At 71.0% G+C, this 16,276-nt stretch carries 13 protein-coding genes; all 13 read left to right on the forward strand.

Going from position 1 to position 16,276, the window contains the following annotated elements; genetic code table 11:
* Positions 1-718 (forward strand): YndJ family transporter (locus GJV82_RS05800; protein ID WP_155098581.1); only part of this gene is annotated, 718 nt, incomplete at its 5' end.
* Positions 715-1,236, forward strand: coding sequence for a DUF1990 family protein (locus GJV82_RS05805; RefSeq protein WP_024839288.1), 522 nt, complete (start codon positions 715-717; stop codon positions 1,234-1,236). The genes GJV82_RS05800 and GJV82_RS05805, both read left to right, overlap by 4 nt.
* A 68-nt stretch (positions 1,237-1,304) precedes the next feature.
* Positions 1,305-2,585, forward strand: coding sequence for an N-acetylglucosamine-6-phosphate deacetylase (locus tag GJV82_RS05810; RefSeq protein ID WP_155098582.1), 1,281 nt, complete (start codon positions 1,305-1,307; stop codon positions 2,583-2,585).
* Between the two features lie 254 nt (positions 2,586-2,839).
* Complete coding sequence (locus GJV82_RS05815; protein ID WP_155098583.1) at positions 2,840-3,892, forward strand: LacI family DNA-binding transcriptional regulator; 1,053 nt, start codon at positions 2,840-2,842, stop codon at positions 3,890-3,892.
* Positions 3,893-3,965: 73 nt separating this feature from the next.
* A complete protein-coding gene (locus GJV82_RS05820) occupies positions 3,966-5,267 on the forward strand; it encodes an ABC transporter substrate-binding protein (protein WP_024839285.1) in 1,302 nt (433 codons plus the stop codon).
* A gap of 85 nt (positions 5,268-5,352) precedes the next feature.
* Positions 5,353-6,339 (forward strand): carbohydrate ABC transporter permease, encoded by a 987-nt coding sequence (locus tag GJV82_RS05825; protein ID WP_115942950.1) that lies wholly within the window; start codon positions 5,353-5,355, stop codon positions 6,337-6,339.
* Entirely contained in the window at positions 6,339-7,265 is a 927-nt protein-coding gene (locus GJV82_RS05830) for a carbohydrate ABC transporter permease (RefSeq protein WP_115942949.1), read from the forward strand. Before GJV82_RS05825 ends, GJV82_RS05830 begins: the two co-directional genes overlap by 1 nt.
* Before the next feature lie 49 nt (positions 7,266-7,314).
* On the forward strand, positions 7,315-9,612 hold the full coding sequence (gene yicI, locus GJV82_RS05835; protein WP_155098584.1) for an alpha-xylosidase: 2,298 nt from the start codon (positions 7,315-7,317) through the stop codon (positions 9,610-9,612).
* A 127-nt stretch (positions 9,613-9,739) separates the two neighbouring features.
* Positions 9,740-11,230, forward strand: a complete 1,491-nt coding sequence (locus GJV82_RS05840; RefSeq protein ID WP_162289799.1) for a GH1 family beta-glucosidase — start codon at positions 9,740-9,742, stop codon at positions 11,228-11,230.
* Positions 11,231-12,081: 851 nt separating this feature from the next.
* Complete coding sequence (nrdH, locus tag GJV82_RS05845; RefSeq protein WP_024839280.1) at positions 12,082-12,327, forward strand: glutaredoxin-like protein NrdH; 246 nt, start codon at positions 12,082-12,084, stop codon at positions 12,325-12,327.
* Positions 12,328-12,409: 82 nt separating this feature from the next.
* Positions 12,410-12,841 carry a class Ib ribonucleoside-diphosphate reductase assembly flavoprotein NrdI gene (gene nrdI / locus GJV82_RS05850; protein ID WP_024839279.1) on the forward strand — a complete coding sequence of 144 codons (432 nt, stop codon included), beginning with the start codon at positions 12,410-12,412 and terminating at the stop codon, positions 12,839-12,841.
* A gap of 47 nt (positions 12,842-12,888) precedes the next feature.
* Positions 12,889-15,015: a class 1b ribonucleoside-diphosphate reductase subunit alpha gene (nrdE, locus tag GJV82_RS05855; protein ID WP_318657350.1), complete on the forward strand. Its 2,127-nt coding sequence runs from the start codon at positions 12,889-12,891 to the stop codon at positions 15,013-15,015.
* Positions 15,016-15,246: 231 nt separating this feature from the next.
* Complete coding sequence (gene nrdF, locus GJV82_RS05860; RefSeq protein ID WP_155098585.1) at positions 15,247-16,227, forward strand: class 1b ribonucleoside-diphosphate reductase subunit beta; 981 nt, start codon at positions 15,247-15,249, stop codon at positions 16,225-16,227.
* Positions 16,228-16,276: the final 49 nt, after the last annotated feature.

Raw genomic sequence — 16,276 nt, forward strand, 5'->3', positions numbered from 1 at the left:
GCTCGCCGCGGGGGCCCGCCTCGCGGCACGCGCGCTGGGCGGGCACCGGGGCGGCGCCTCGCCGGCCGGGCCCCCGAGCACCGCCGCGACCGTGACCGCGCTCGTGCTGCCCGCGGTCGGGGCGAGCGCGCTCGTCGCGGAGCGCGCCGGCTGGGGTCTGCTCGGCTTCTCGGGGACGTACCTCGCGCTCACCGTGCCCCACATGCTCTACGCGGGCTTCGGCGCGGCGCTCGTCGCCGGGGCCGTCGCCCGGCTCGCCGCCGCCGACCGGCTCGCCGTCGCCGGGGCGTGGGGCGTGCCCGCCGGGACGGCGCTCGTCCTGCTCGGCTACTTCGTGGGCGACGCCGCCGAGCTCGTGGGTGCCGTCGTCCTGACGCTGGCGCTCTGGGCGACGGCGGCCGCCGTCGTGCGCTCGGCCGTCCGCCCGGGCGGCCACCCGGCCGCCGCCCGCGCCCTGCTCGTGACGAGCGCCGTCGTCGTGTCCCTCGCGATGGTGCTCGCGCTGTGGTGGGCCGCGGGCGAGGCGCTCGGGTTCGCCCACCCCGGCCTCGACCTCATGGCGGCGACGCACGGCGTCGCCAACGCGCTCGGCTTCGTCCTGTGCGCGCTGCTCGGCCTGCGCCTGCTCGCGCGCGACCGTGCCGCGCACGGAGGCGCGGCCCCGACCGACCACGACCGCACGAGCCCCCGCGCGGGGGCGAGGAGGAGACCCGCATGACGTTCACCTACCCGGAGGTCGGCGCGACGCGCACGGACTCGTGGCCCGCGGGCTACCGGCACCTGCACGTGCGGCGCCGGCTCAGCGACCGCGCGCGGACGCCCGAGGACCTCGCCTGGCTCGGCGAGCAGCTGCTCACGTGGCGCGTGCACGCCGCGGCGCGCGTGCGGCTGGACACCGACGCCCCCGTCGCGGCGCCGGGGGTGCGCGTCACGACCCGGCTCGGGCTCGGGCGCGTGCGCCTGCACGAGCCGTGCGAGGTCGTGTGGGTCGAGCGCTCCGCACGGCGCGTCGCGTTCGCCTACGGCACGCTCCCGGGTCACGCGTTCGTGGGGGAGGAGCGGTTCGCCGTCGAGCGCGACGAGGCGGGCGACCTGTGGTGGAGCATCGACGTGTTCAGCCGTCCCGCGCTGTGGTGGGTGCGCCCGCTCGTCCTCGCCGTGCCGACGTTCCAGCGGCTGTTCGCACTGCACCTCGGGCGCGGCGCGCGCCGCGTCCTCGCGTCCCGCGACCGCTGACCGCCCGCCCCGTCCCACGCTCCGACGGGTTTGCACGCCGGGTGTACGAAGTGCGCCAGAATAGGCCCATGACCGACGCCGCGAGCACCCCCCGTCCCGACCAGCAGCCCCTCCCGGCGCGCGTCCTCGTGGGCCGCGTCGTCACCCCGACGGGCGTGCTCGACGACGGTGTGGTCGCCGTCGAGGGCGGGCGCGTCGCGTGGGTCGGGCGCCGGGCGGAGGCCGCCGCGGCCGGGTACGCGGACCTGCCGGCGGACGACGGGGCCACGCTGCTCCCAGGCCTCGTCGACGTGCACGACCACGGCGGCGGCGGGTCGAGCTTCCCCGACGCGACGAGCGCGGCCGACGCGCTCGTCGGCGCGCGCGAGCACCTGCGGCACGGCACGACGAGCCTCGTCGCGTCCCTCGTGACCGCGCCGCGCGACGTGCTGCTCGAGCGCACCGCGACGCTCGCGGACCTCGCCGACGCGGGCGAGATCGTCGGGATCCACCTCGAGGGCCCGTTCCTGTCCGAGGTCCGCTGCGGGGCGCAGAACCCGCACGACATGCTCGACGGCGACCCCGAGCTCGTGCGCGCGATCGCGGCCGCGGCGCGCGGTCACCTGCGCACGATGACCGTCGCGCCCGAGGTGCCCGGCGTCGTCGGGCCGGGGGGAGTGATCGAGACGCTCGTCGAGGTCGGGGCCGTGCCGTCGATCGGGCACACCGACGCGAGCACCGAGCAGACCGAGGCCGCGATCGCGTCCGGCGTCGCGGCGCTCGCGGCCGCGGGCCGACCGGGCGCGCGCCTGACCGCCACGCACCTGTTCAACGGGATGCGGCCGCTGCACCACCGCGAGCCCGGCCCCGTCGCGGCGTGCCTCGCGGCGGCCGCGCGCGGGGAGATGGTCGTCGAGCTCGTCGCCGACGGCACCCACCTCGCGCACGGCACGATCCGCAGCGTCGTCGAGCTCGTCGGGCCCCACGTCGGCGTCGACGGCGCGGTCGCCGGTCCGGACGGCGTCGCGCTCGTCACCGACGCGATGGCCGCGGCGGGCATGGCCGACGGCGCGTACGAGCTCGGCCCGATGCGCGTCACGGTCGCGGACGGCGTCGCGCGGCTGACCGACGGCGGCTCGATCGCGGGCGGCACGTACCACCTGATCGACGTGGTGCGCGAGACGGTCGGTGCGGGCGTGCCGCTGGTCGACGCCGTCCGTGCCGCGTCCTGGACTCCTGCCGGCGTGCTCGGCCTCGACGACCGCGGCGGGCTCGTCGCGGGTCGCCGCGCGGACGTCGTCGTGACCGACGCCGACCTGACGGTGCGCGAGGTGCTGCGCGCGGGCGAGTCGATCGACCTCTCCGCCTGAGCCGCAGCGCGCCAGGCGCCCTGCGCCTGAGGCGCGCACCCCCGTCGACCGGACGGCCGTGGCCGTCCGGTCCCCTCGGCGTCCCCGCAGGTCATCCTTCCCACGCGTAGCCGGAGAGCGCGATCCCGCGCGACGGACTTGACTCCACCGTTTTGTTCAACCAATACTCGTAACAGCGAAGCGCTTCGACGATGCGTTTCGACGAAGCGCTTCGACGGACGAGGCGACGGACCGGACCACAGGGGAGTGGATCGATGGCGACGATGCAGGACGTGGCGCGACGCGCCCAGGTCTCGCTGAGCACGGTCTCGTACGCGCTGTCCGGCACCCGTCCCGTCTCCGACGCGACGCGCCGGCGCATCGAGGAGGCGATGGCCGAGCTCGGCTACCAGCCCAACGCGATGGCCCGCGGGCTCGCGTCGCGCCGCAGCCACGTGCTCGCGCTCATCTACCCGGCGATGGAGAAGGGGCTCGGCGGCACGGTCGCCGAGTTCGTGTCGTCCGCCGCGGAGACCGCGCGCGAGAACGGGTACCACCTCGTGCTGTGGCCCTTCCGCACGACCCAGGCTCCGGAGGTCCGCGACCTCGTGCGCCAGGGGATGGCGGACGGCGTGCTGCTCATGGAGGTCGCGCTCGACGACGCGCGCGTCGACGTCCTCCACGAGGCCGGCGTGCCGTACACGATGATCGGCCGCACGCGTGACGTCTCCGACCGGCCGTCGGTCGACATCGACTTCGAGCGCACGACGGACGACGCCGTGGCGCACCTCGTCGAGCTCGGCCACGAGCACGTCGCGTTCGTCAACCACTCCCAGGCCTCCGCCGACGACGGCTACGCGCCGACGTTCCGCGCCGAAGAGGGCTTCGTCGCGGCGATGCGCCGGCGCGGCCTCGAGCCGCACGCCCTGCGCGTGGACGAGTCCCCGCGTGCCGGGCGCGAAGCGGTCGCGACGCTGCTCGAGCGCGAGCCGCGGCTCACCGCCTTCGTCACCATGAACGAGATCGCGACCTTCGGCGTCGTCGCCGAGCTCCAGCAGCGTGGGCTCGCGATCCCCGCCGACATCTCGATCCTGTCGATCGTCACGTCGCCCGGCGTCGGGGAGATGAGCAACCCGCCGCTGACCACGCTGCACGCGCCCGGCGCCGAGCTCGGCCGCCTGGGCGTCCAGAAGTTGCTGTCCCTCGTGGACGGCTCCCGTCCGAGCACGCCGAACGTGCTCATCCCGTGCGTCCTCGAACCCGGCAGCAGCGTCGCCCCCGCGGCGGGCCGGGCGCCGGACGACGACCGCGAGCCTGCCGCTCGCTGATCCACCGACCGACCGGGCGAGGCCCGGTCACCCTCCGGCAGTCGCGCCGGAACTCGATGAGGAGGACACGCACATGCTGCGATCCCGGAAGATCTCGCTCGTCGCTGCCGTGGCAGCGCTCCCGCTCGCCCTCGGGGCGTGCGGGAACGCCGGCGGCGCCGGCGGGTCGGACGACCAGACCCTGACCATCTGGCACTACGAGAACGACGACTCGGCGATGGGCCAGGCGTGGGCCAAGGCGATCGAGATCTTCGAGGAGGAGAACCCGGACGTCGAGGTCGTCGTCGAGAAGCAGACGTTCGAGCAGATCCAGAAGAACGCCAAGATCGTCCTCACCGGCGACGACGTGCCGGACGTCATGGAGTACAACAAGGGCAACGCGACCGCGGGCCAGCTCGCGGCGCAGGGCCTGCTCACCCCGCTCACCGACGCGGCGGCCGAGCGCGGCTGGGACGAGAAGCTCAGCGGCTCGCTCCAGACGACGGCCACCTACGACGAGCAGGGCCTCATGGGCTCCGGCGACTGGTACGGCGTCCCGAACTACGGCGAGTTCGTGCAGGTCTACTACAACAAGGACATGTTCGCCGAGCACGGGCTCGAGGTGCCCACGACGCTCGACGAGCTCGAGACCGTCATGCAGACCTTCGCCGACCACGGCGTGACCCCGCTGGCCGAGGCCGGCGCCGAGTACCCGATGGGCCAGCTCTGGTACGAGCTCGTGCTCGCGAACGCCGACCGCGACTTCGTGGACCAGTACCAGCTGTTCGACGGCGACCCGGACTTCCACGGCCCGGAGATGACGCAGGCGACCGAGACGCTCGACGAGTGGATCAAGGCCGGCTACGTCGCGTCCGACTCCGCAGCGCTCACCGCCGAGGACATGGGCGTGTCGTTCATCAACGGCACCTACCCGATGATGGTCTCCGGCTCGTGGTGGTTCGGCCGCATCGTCGAGGAGATGGACGCCGACTGGGGCCAGTTCAACTTCCCGGGCAGCACGCTGCAGGTCGGCTCGTCCGGCAACCTGTGGGTCGTCCCGACGAACGCGGACTCGCCCGACCTCGCCGAGGAGTTCATCGACATCACGCTGCGCCCCGAGGTGCAGGACATCCTCGCGGAGAAGGGCGGTCTGCCCGTCGCCGGTGACGCGTCCGTCATCACCGACGAGCGCACGCAGCAGCTCACCGAGAACTTCCAGGCGATCCTCGACGACGACGGCCTCGCGTTCTACCCCGACTGGCCCGTCCCCGGCTACTACGACGTGATCGTCAGCGAGCTCCAGTCGCTCATCAACCAGTCGAAGTCGCCGACCGAGGTGCTCGACGGCCTCGAGTCCGCCTACGTGGACGGCAAGGCCGACCTGCTCGACAGCTGAGCGGACGCCCGGCCGGCCGCGGCGATCCGCGATCGCCCGGCCGGCCCGGCCCCCGCCCCGACGCCCTCCCGCGAAAGAGACCGTCATGACCACCCGCACCGACACCGAGCCCCAGGCCGGGCCCCGCCCCGCGCCCGCGGCGACGCGCACGCCGGCTGCCCGCCGCCGTCGTCGTCCCGCCTGGGTCCCGTACCTGCCCTACCTCCTGCCCGGCGCGGTGGCGTTCGTCGTCGTGATCGGCTACCCGTTCGCGATGAACGTCTACTACAGCCTGTTCAAGTGGCGCGGCGGCATGGCGCCCATGCGGTGGAACGGGCTCGGCAACTACGCCGACCTCCTGCACGACTCGGCGTTCTGGACGTCGTTCCAGAACTCGATCGCGATGATCCTCGCGATGGTCGTCGTGCCCACGCTCATCGGCCTCGTCCTCGCGGCCGTGCTGTTCGACTACCTCGGGCGGCGCTTCGGGCCGCGCGTCGCGGCGTTCCTGCGCGCGACGTACTACCTGCCGCAGATCCTGCCGGTCGCCGTCGCGGGCGTGCTGTGGAACTGGATCCTCAACTCCCAGACCGGCGCGCTCAACGTCATCCTGCGGGGGATCGGGATCGACAGCCCGCCGAACTGGCTGGGCGACACGACGACCGCCCTGCCGAGCGTCATGCTCGTGCTCATCTGGGTGCAGGTCGGCTACCCCGTCGTCATCTTCATGTCCGCGCTCCAGCGCGTGGACCCCGAGCTGTACGAGGCCGCCGAGCTCGACGGCGCGGGGTGGTGGCGCCGCTTCCGGGCCATCACGATCCCGCAGATCCGCCCCGAGACGTTCGTCGTCACGCTCACGTGCACGGTCGCGGCGCTCAAGGTGTTCGGGCCGATCTACGTGCTCACGCGCGGCGGCCCCGAGAGCTCGACCCTCGTGCCGAGCTACTACTCGTACCTGAACTTCTTCGACAAGTCGAAGGTCGGCTACGGCGCCGCGGTGGCGACCGTGCTCACCCTCGTCATCATCCTCGTCGCCGTCGTGATCCTCGCGCTCCAGAACCGCGCCGAGCGACGTGAGCAGGAGGGCCGCTGATGTCCACCGTCACCACCACCCCGACCGCGGGCGCCGCACCCGCCGCCGCGCCGTCGTCCGCCGCGCGCGGTCCCGTCCGGGCAACGCGCCCGGACGAGCGCTACCGCCGCGGCGTCGGCCGCTGGTTCGTGCTCGCCGCGGCGGTCGTCGTCGCCCTGCTCATGCTGTCGCCGTTCGTCATCATGGTGCTCAACGCGTTCAAGTCGCCGGCCGAGTACTCGCAGGACGGCCCGCTGAGCATCCCGAGCGAGCTGTACCTCGACGGCGTGCAGAACTTCTGGACGCGCACGAACTTCCCGCAGAAGCTCTGGAACTCCGTCTTCATCTCGGCGCTCGTCGCGGTGTTCGGCACGCTCCTGTCGCTGCTCAGCGCGTACGCGATCGGTGTCGGGCGCATCAAGGGCCGCCTGTGGATCGTCACGCTCTTCCTCGTGGCGAACATGCTCCCGCAGGAGGCGCTCATCTACCCGCTGTTCGACATGGCGCAGAAGGTCGGCCTGTCGAACTCGCCGTGGTCGATCATCATCATCTTCACCGTCATCCAGGCGGCGTTCGGCACGTACCTGCTCGCGTCCGTGCTCGGCACGTTCCCGCCCGCGCTGCTCGAGGCGGCCCAGCTCGACGGCGCCGGCCGCTGGCGGATCCTGTGGCAGGTCGTGTACCCGATCGTCAAGCCCACGCTCGGCGTCCTCATGATCTTCTTCTTCATCTGGACGTGGAACGAGTTCTTCATCCCGCTGGTGATGCTCACGACCAACGACACGCAGACCATCCCCATCGCGCTCGCGTCGCTCCAGGGCGACCGGATGATGGACGCCCCGACGACCAACGCGGGCGCGCTCGTGTCGCTGATCCCCGCGCTGGTCTTCTTCCTCATCTTCCAGCGCACGCTCACCCGCGGCGTCACGGCCGGCGCCGTGAAGTGACGCGGCCCCCGAGACCCCGACGCACGCACCGACGAAGGAAGCACCACCGATGAAGTTCACCGACGGGTACTGGCAGGTCCGACCGGGCATGCACCCGCTCTACGCGGTCGAGGTCGACGACGTCCGCGCCGACGAGGCGGCCGGGATGCTCACCGTGTACGCGCCGACCGCGAAGATCCGCGGCCGTGGCGACACGCTCAACCGCCCCATGCTCACGACGACGTACTCGTCGCCCGCCCCGGGCGTCATCCGGGTGCGCGTCGAGCACCACCAGGGCGCGGTACGTCGCGGCCCGGCGTTCCGGGTCACGGGCGAGCCGGGGTTCCGGCCCGAGGTCGAGGTCCACGACGACGTCGCGGTCCTGCGGTCCAAGGACCTCGCCGTGCGCGTGCACCGCGGCGACCGGTGGCGCGTCGACTTCGAGGCGGACGGCGAGGTCCTCACGTCGTCGCTGCCGAAGTCGGTCGGGCACGTGACGTCCGACGACGGCGGCGCGTGGACCCACGAGCAGCTCGCGCTCGAGCCGGGCGAGCTCGTGTACGGCCTGGGGGAGCGGTTCGGGCCCTTCGTCAAGAACGGGCAGGTCGTCGACATCTGGAACGAGGACGGCGGGACGTCGAGCGAGCAGGCGTACAAGTCCGTGCCGCTCTACCTCACGACCAAGGGCTACGGGGTGTTCGTCGACCACCCGGAAAAGGTCTCGTTCGAGGTCGCCTCCGAGGTGAACACGCGCGTCCAGTTCTCCGTCGAGGGCCAGGCGCTGGAGTACCTCGTCATCCAGGGTCCGACGCCCAAGGACGTGCTGCGCCGCTACACCGCGCTCACGGGGCGCCCGGCGCGCGTGCCCGCGTGGTCGTTCGGGCTGTGGCTCACGACGTCGTTCACGACGAGCTACGACGAGCAGACCGTGAACGGGTTCATCGACGGGATGGCCGAGCGCGACCTGCCGCTGTCCGTCTTCCACTTCGACTGCTTCTGGATGCGCGAGTACCAGTGGGTCGACTTCGAGTGGGACCCGCGCACGTTCCCCGACCCCGAGGGCATGCTCCGCCGTCTGCACGACCGTGGCCTCAAGGTGTGCGTGTGGATCAACCCGTACGTCGCGCAGCGCTCGCCGCTGTTCGCCGAGGCCGCCGAGCAGGGGTTCCTCGTCCGGCGCGAGGACGGCTCCGTGTGGCAGTGGGACATGTGGCAGGCGGGCATGGGGCTCGTGGACTTCACGAACCCCGAGGCGACCGCGTGGTACGTCGGCAAGCTCGAGGCGCTGCTCGACCAGGGCGTCGACTGCTTCAAGACCGACTTCGGCGAGCGCATCCCCGTCGACGGCATCGCGTGGCACGACGGCTCCGACCCGCGCAAGATGCACAACTACTACGCCCAGCTCTACAACGAGGCGGTCTTCCGGCTGCTCGAGCGCACGCGCGGCGAGGGCGAGGCGGTGCTCTTCGCCCGGTCGGCGACGGCGGGCGGGCAGCAGTTCCCCGTGCACTGGGGCGGTGACTGCGACTCGACGTACGCGTCGATGGCCGAGTCGCTGCGCGGCGGCCTGTCGATGTCGATGTCGGGCTTCGGGTACTGGAGCCACGACATCGGCGGGTTCGAGGGCACGCCGGACCCCGGCGTCTTCAAGCGCTGGACGGCGTTCGGCCTGCTGTCCTCGCACTCGCGCCTGCACGGCTCGGGCTCGGTCCGCGTGCCGTGGGCGTTCGACGACGAGGCCGTCGACGTCACGCGCAAGTTCACGCACCTCAAGCTCTCGCTCATGCCGTACCTGGCGCGCGTGGCCGAGGAGGCGCACACGGACGGCGTGCCGATGATGCGACCGCTCGCGCTCGAGCTGCCGCACGACCGCGCCGGGTACACCGCGGACACGCAGTACCTGCTCGGCGACGCCCTGCTCGTCGCGCCGGTCTTCCGCGCCGACGGACGCGTCGAGTACTACGTGCCGGAGGGCACGTGGACGCGTCTCGTCCAGCCCGACGACGGCCCGGCCCTGAGCGAGACCGTGACGGGCCCGCGCTGGGTCACCGAGACGCACGGGTTCGACTCGCTCCCGGTGCTCGTTCGCCCGGGCACCGTCCTCCCGGTCGGCGCCCGCACCGACCGGCCCGACTACGACTGGGCCGACGGCGTCACGCTGCACGCGTTCGAGCTGCCCGACGGGTACGACGAGCGCGTCGTCGTCCCGGCCGCCGACGGCGCACCCGGGGCCGCGTTCCGCGTGCGCCGGTCCGGCGCGACCCTCACCGTGTCGTCCGACGACGCCGTGGCGGGCTGGTCCGTGCGGGCCGGCTCCGCGACGGCGGACGCCCACGGCGCGACGAGCGTGACGATCGACCTCGGCTGAGGACGTATCCTGGGCGGACGAACCATGGAAGCGCTCCCATGGTTCGTCCGCCCGGCCCGGCCACCGGCCACCGACCCGACCACCGTCGCGGACCGCGCCGTCCGACGACCGACCAGCGAGGACCTCCGTGACCACCGACACCACCGCCCCCGTCGACGTCGACGCCCAGACCGCCGCCGCGCCGTCGGGCCGCCGGACGTTCCCCACCGACTTCCTCTGGGGCTCCGCCACCGCCGCCTACCAGATCGAGGGCGCCGCCGCCGAGGGCGGGCGCACCCCGTCCATCTGGGACACGTACTCCCACACCCCCGGCCGCACCCTCAACGGCGACACCGGCGACGTCGCCGACGACCACTACCACCGGTGGCAGGAGGACGTGCAGCACATCGCCGACCTCGGCCTCGGCGCCTACCGGTTCTCCATCTCGTGGTCCCGCGTCCAGCCCGGCGGCACCGGCCCCCTCAACCCCGAGGGCGTCGCGTTCTACTCGCGCCTCGTCGACGCGCTCCTCGAGAAGGGCGTCAAGCCCGTCGTCACGCTCTACCACTGGGACCTCCCGCAGGAGCTCGAGGACGCCGGCGGCTGGGCCAACCGCGACACCGCGTACGCGTTCGCCGAGTACGCCCGCCACATGGCGCGCGAGCTCGGCGACCGGATCGACACGTGGACGACGCTCAACGAGCCGTGGTGCTCCGCCTACCTCGGCTACGGCTCCGGCGTGCACGCGCCCGGCCGCACCGAGCCCGCCGCGGCGCTCGCGGCCGTCCACCACCTCAACCTCGCGCACGGCCTCGCCGTCCAGGCCATCCGCGACGAGCTCGGCGAGGACGCGAAGACGTCCGTCACGCTCAACCTCCACGTCATCCGCCCCGACGACCCGACGTCCGCCGCGGACCTCGACGCCGTGCGGAAGATCGACGCCCTCGCCAACCGCGCCTTCCTCGGCCCCGTCCTCGACGGCGAGTACCCCGCCGACCTGCTCGCCGACACCGCCCACGTGAGCGACTGGTCGTTCGTGCAGGACGGCGACCTGGAGACCGTGCGCCAGCCGCTGTCGATCCTCGGCGTCAACTACTACTCGACCGTGCGCGTGCGCCACTTCTCCGGCGAGGGCGAGCGGTCCGAGAACGACGGCCACGGCGCGTCCACCCACAGCCCGTGGATCGGCGTCGACGACGTCGAGTTCGTCCAGCAGCCCGGCCCGTACACCGCGATGGGCTGGAACATCGAGCCCGCCGGCATGACCGAGCTCCTCGTCTCCCTCGCGCGCACCTACCCCGACCAGCCGCTCATGGTCACCGAGAACGGCGCCGCGTTCCACGACGAGGTGACCGTGGACGCCGACGGCACGCGCCGCGTCCACGACGACCGCCGTGTCGCCTACCTGCACGACCACGTGGACGCCGTCGGCGCCGCGATCGACGCGGGAGCCGACGTGCGCGGGTACTTCGCGTGGTCCCTCCTCGACAACTTCGAGTGGGGCTACGGCTACGACCGCCGGTTCGGCATCATCCGCGTCGACTACGACACGCTCGAGCGCACGTGGAAGGACTCCGCGCACTGGTACCGCCGGCTCGCGACGTCGTCGGTGCTGCCCGGGGTCGACGAGACCGCCTGAGCCGTCCCGCCCCGACGCCCGCCCGGAGTCCGCTCCGGGCGGGCGTCGTCGTGAGCGGGCGTTCTCGTGGGCGGGCGTCGTCGTGGGTCGGGTCCGCGGCCGGGCCTCCGCGGGCGGGGTCGCGGGTCTACCATCCGCCGCTCGTCCCTCGCGGCTCCCGCCAGACCCGCCACGACCCGCGACCCCGCCCGCTCCGGCCCGCCCGCTCGTCCGTCGTCGTGCCCGGGTGGACCGGGGCCTCGTCCCAGCGGACGGGCCGACTCTCGCCCGTGCTCCGGAGCGTCCGAGCGGCGGCTCGTGCGGTGCCCGCCGCGGTGACGTTTCTCGCACCTGACGGGGCGGTGGCGCGACACGCCGACGGGGCGCGACACGCCGACGAGTTCGAGGAGCGTCCTGTCCGGATTAGGGTGGTTTCGACCGGGCGTTCGAAGGGCGGTCCCGGTGGGTGCGGAGGGGTCCGCGGGCGCGCGCGACGGGTCGCACAGGGTGTGGACCGACGTCGTCCCCACCCTGTGGACGGGTGCTCGCCGACCGCGCGAAGACGCGGTTCTCCCGGCTCCGCGGCGGTGGACGACGGGCTGTGGACGACCCCCTCCGAGGGGGTGTCAGAGGGTCCTGGGACCATGGATCCATGGCCCCTAGCACACCCCGGTGGGTGAAGTTCGACCACGACATCTAGTGCGGTGGCGCGGTGTCGACCACTAGGTATAGTGGTTGCACACCCAGGGGGCCGGAGGCCTTCTGGCGAATCACACAGTCGTAGTTCCACCGGTGTCCTTCGAGGTCAGAGACGTTTCTCCCTCCCCGAGGACCCGCCCAGGACAGAGCGCGAGAGACGAGGAGTCACCACCATGAGCGTCACGGTCTACAGCAAGCCGGCTTGCGTTCAGTGCGACGCGACGTACCGCGCTCTGGACAAGAAGGGCATCGAGTACTCGGTCGTCGACATCACGCAGGACGCCGAGGCGCTCGAGCTCGTGCGCGGGCTCGGCTACCTGCAGGCGCCCGTGGTCGTCGCCGGGGACGAGCACTGGTCCGGGTTCCGTCCGGACCAGATCAACGCCCTCGCGCAGAAGGTCTCCCCGGTCGTCGCCTGACCGGCCTCCCGGGTCGCCGCGAGGCGCCCCGGAACCCGTAGCACAGAGCAGGCGGAGCAGGGCAGGACGGAGGTGCGTCCCCGTGGGGTCGCTCGTGTACTTCTCCAGCGTCAGCGAGAACACGCACCGGTTCGTCCAGCGGCTCGACCTGCCGGCCCTCGGCATGGACGTCCAGCGCATCCCGCTGCGTCCGACCGAGGGCTTCCTGCGCGTCGAGGAGCCGTACGTGCTCATGGTCCCGACCTACGGGGGCGGCAACGAGGGCGGTGCCGTCCCGCGCCAGGTCGTGAAGTTCCTCAACGACGTGCACAACCGGTCGTTGATCCGCGGCGTCATCGCCGCGGGCAACACCAACTTCGGTGACGCGTACTGCATCGCCGGCGACATCATCTCCGCGAAGTGCCAGGTGCCCTACCTGTACGCCTTCGAACTCCTGGGAACAGCCGAGGACGCCGTGCGCGTCCGCGACGGATTGGGACGATTTTGGCAACGACAGTCACGGATTCCGGCGTGAACTCCGCGAGCGCAGCGGCGGGTGACGCCGCGCTCGCGCCCCAGCAGGTGCCGCTGACGAGCGCGCAGCTCGACTACCACGCGCTCAACGCGATGCTGAACCTCTACGGTCCGAACGGCGAGATCCAGTTCGACAAGGACCGTGAGGCCGCGCGGCAGTACTTCCTGCAGCACGTCAACCAGAACACGGTCTTCTTCCACGACCTCGCGGAGAAGCTCGACTACCTGGTCGATCACCAGTACTACGACCCCGAGGTCCTGGCGAAGTACGACCGCGAGTTCGTGAAGTCGCTGTTCGAGTTCGCGTACTCCAAGAAGTTCCGGTTCGAGACGTTCCTCGGCGCGTTCAAGTACTACACGTCGTACACCCTCAAGACGTTCGACGGGAAGCGGTACCTCGAGCGCTTCGAGGACCGCGTCTGCATGGTCGCGCTCGGTCTCGCCGACGGCAACGAGCAGGCCGCGCTCGACATCGTCGAGGAGGTCATCTCGGGCCGCTTCCAGCCCGCGACCCCGACGTTCCTCAACGTCGGCAAGGCGCAGCGCGGCGAGCCCGTGTCCTGCTTCCTGCTGCGCATCGAGGACAACATGGAGTCCATCGCGCGCGGCATCAACTCCGCGCTGCAGCTCTCCAAGCGCGGCGGCGGCGTCGCCCTGCTCCTGTCGAACATCCGCGAACACGGCGCCCCGATCAAGCACATCGAGAACCAGTCGTCCGGCGTCATCCCCGTGATGAAGCTGCTCGAGGACTCGTTCTCCTACGCGAACCAGCTCGGCGCGCGCCAGGGCGCCGGTGCCGTGTACCTGCACGCGCACCACCCGGACATCCTGCGGTTCCTCGACACCAAGCGCGAGAACGCGGACGAGAAGATCCGCATCAAGACGCTGTCGCTCGGCGTCGTGATCCCCGACATCACGTTCGAGCTCGCCAAGAAGAACGAGGACATGTACCTCTTCTCGCCGTACGACGTCGAGCGCGTCTACGGCAAGCCGTTCGCCGACATCTCGATCACCGAGAAGTACGACGAGATGGTCGACGACTCCCGCATCCGCAAGACGAAGATCAAGGCGCGCGACTTCTTCCAGACGATCGCCGAGCTCCAGTTCGAGTCCGGCTACCCGTACATCATGTTCGAGGACACGGTGAACAAGGCGAACCCGATCAAGGGCCGCATCACCCACTCGAACCTGTGCTCGGAGATCCTCCAGGTCTCGACGCCGTCGACGTTCAACGAGGACCTCTCGTACGACCACGTCGGCCGCGACATCTCCTGCAACCTCGGCTCGCTCAACATCGCCAAGACGATGGACTCGCCCGACTTCGCGAAGACCATCGACACCGCGATCCGCGCGCTCACCGCCGTCTCCGACCAGACGAGCATCGAGTCCGTGCCGTCGGTCAAGCGCGCCAACGAGTCGGGCCACGCGATCGGCCTCGGCCAGATGAACCTCCACGGCTACCTCGCGCGCGAGCGGATCCACTACGGGTCCACCGAGGGCATCGACTTCACGAACATCTACTTCTACACGGTCGCCTACCACGCGATCGCGGCGTCCAACCGCCTCGCGATCGAGCGCGGCCGCGCGTTCGGCGGCTTCGAGGAGTCGAAGTACGCGACGGGGGAGTACTTCGACAAGTACACCGACCAGGTGTGGGAGCCCGCCACGGAGCGCGTGCGCCAGCTCTTCGCCGACGCCGGCGTGCACATCCCCACGCAGGACGACTGGAAGGCCCTCAAGGCCTCCGTCATGGAGCACGGGATCTACAACCAGAACCTCCAGGCCGTCCCGCCGACGGGCTCGATCTCCTACATCAACAACTCGACGTCCTCGATCCACCCGGTGCCGTCGAAGATCGAGATCCGCAAGGAGGGCAAGATCGGGCGCGTCTACTACCCGGCGCCCTACCTGACGAACGACAACCTCGAGTACTACCAGGACGCGTACGAGATCGGCTACGAGAAGATCATCGACACGTACGCCGCCGCGACGCAGCACGTCGACCAGGGCCTGAGCCTCACGCTGTTCTTCAAGGACACGGTCACGACACGCGACGTCAACCGCGCCCAGATCTACGCGTGGCGCAAGGGCATCAAGACGCTCTACTACATCCGTCTCCGCCAGATGGCCCTGGAGGGCACGGAGGTCGAGGGTTGCGTCTCGTGCATGCTCTAGTCCTCGGGTCACCGTCGCGGTGACTCTCCAGGGATGCGGGCACCGGTCTACCAGCCGGCCGCTCGTGCCTCGCGGCCTCCCGCCAGGCCCGCCACGACCGGCGCCCGCATCCCTTCCGGTCCCCGCTCGTCCGTCCGTCACCAGCACGCCTGGCGCGGTGCACGACGGCGTAGCGTTCGTTTCGTAGCCACCTCCCGGTCGGTCCGGGGTCAGCAGGAGAGAAGAAGGCAGATGTCGCCCACGGGGAAGCTCAAGCTCATCGATCGCGTGAGCGCGATCAACTGGAACCGTCTCGAGGACGAGAAGGACCTCGAGGTGTGGGACCGCCTCGTCGGGAACTTCTGGCTGCCCGAGAAGGTGCCGGTGTCGAACGACATCCAGTCGTGGCACACGCTCACCGAGTCCGAGCAGCAGCTCACGATGCGGGTGTTCACGGGCCTGACGCTGCTCGACACGATCCAGGGCACGGTCGGCGCGGTGTCGCTCATCCCGGACGCGCTCACGCCGCACGAGGAGGCGGTGTACACGAACATCGCGTTCATGGAGTCGGTGCACGCCAAGAGCTACTCGTCGATCTTCTCGACGCTGTGCTCGACGCGCGAGATCGACGACGCGTTCCGGTGGTCGGAGGAGAACCCGAACCTCCAGCGCAAGGCCGAGATCGTCATGGAGTACTACAAGGGCGACTCGCCGCTCAAGCGCAAGGTCGCGAGCACGCTGCTCGAGTCGTTCCTGTTCTACTCCGGCTTCTACCTGCCGATGTACTGGTCGTCGCGCGCCAAGCTCACGAACACGGCCGACCTCATCCGCCTCATCATCCGCGACGAGGCGGTGCACGGGTACTACATCGGCTACAAGTTCCAGAAGGGCCTCGAGAAGCTCTCCCCGGAGGAGCACGACGAGCTCAAGGCGTACACGTTCGAGCTGCTCTTCGAGCTGTACGACAACGAGGTGCAGTACACGGAGGACCTCTACGACGGCGTCGGGCTCACCGAGGACGTCAAGAAGTTCCTGCGGTACAACGCGAACAAGGCGCTCATGAACCTCGGGTACGAGGCGCTGTTCCCCAAGGACGAGACCGACGTCAACCCGGCGATCCTCTCCGCGCTGTCGCCGAACGCCGACGAGAACCACGACTTCTTCTCCGGGTCCGGGTCGTCGTACGTCATCGGCAAGGCCGTCAACACGACGGACGACGACTGGGACTTCTAGGGCTCGTCACCGACGCGCTCGCCGAGCGAGCCGAAGGCCCGGACCGCGA

The sequence above is a fragment of the Cellulosimicrobium composti genome, from assembly GCF_009711085.1.
GTDB classification, from domain to species: domain Bacteria; phylum Actinomycetota; class Actinomycetes; order Actinomycetales; family Cellulomonadaceae; genus Cellulosimicrobium; species Cellulosimicrobium composti.

Bases quoted from the DNA above. Each gene is read 5' to 3' on its own strand.
- GJV82_RS05805 (WP_024839288.1), top strand. From the start codon at position 715: ATGACGTTCACCTACCCGGAGGTCGGCGCGACGCGCACGGACTCGTGG.
- GJV82_RS05810 (WP_155098582.1), top strand. From the start codon at position 1,305: ATGACCGACGCCGCGAGCACCCCCCGTCCCGACCAGCAGCCCCTCCCG.
- GJV82_RS05815 (WP_155098583.1), top strand. From the start codon at position 2,840: ATGGCGACGATGCAGGACGTGGCGCGACGCGCCCAGGTCTCGCTGAGC.
- GJV82_RS05820 (WP_024839285.1), top strand. From the start codon at position 3,966: ATGCTGCGATCCCGGAAGATCTCGCTCGTCGCTGCCGTGGCAGCGCTC.
- GJV82_RS05825 (WP_115942950.1), top strand. From the start codon at position 5,353: ATGACCACCCGCACCGACACCGAGCCCCAGGCCGGGCCCCGCCCCGCG.
- GJV82_RS05830 (WP_115942949.1), top strand. From the start codon at position 6,339: ATGTCCACCGTCACCACCACCCCGACCGCGGGCGCCGCACCCGCCGCC.
- yicI (WP_155098584.1), top strand. From the start codon at position 7,315: ATGAAGTTCACCGACGGGTACTGGCAGGTCCGACCGGGCATGCACCCG.
- nrdH (WP_024839280.1), top strand. From the start codon at position 12,082: ATGAGCGTCACGGTCTACAGCAAGCCGGCTTGCGTTCAGTGCGACGCG.
- nrdF (WP_155098585.1), top strand. From the start codon at position 15,247: ATGTCGCCCACGGGGAAGCTCAAGCTCATCGATCGCGTGAGCGCGATC.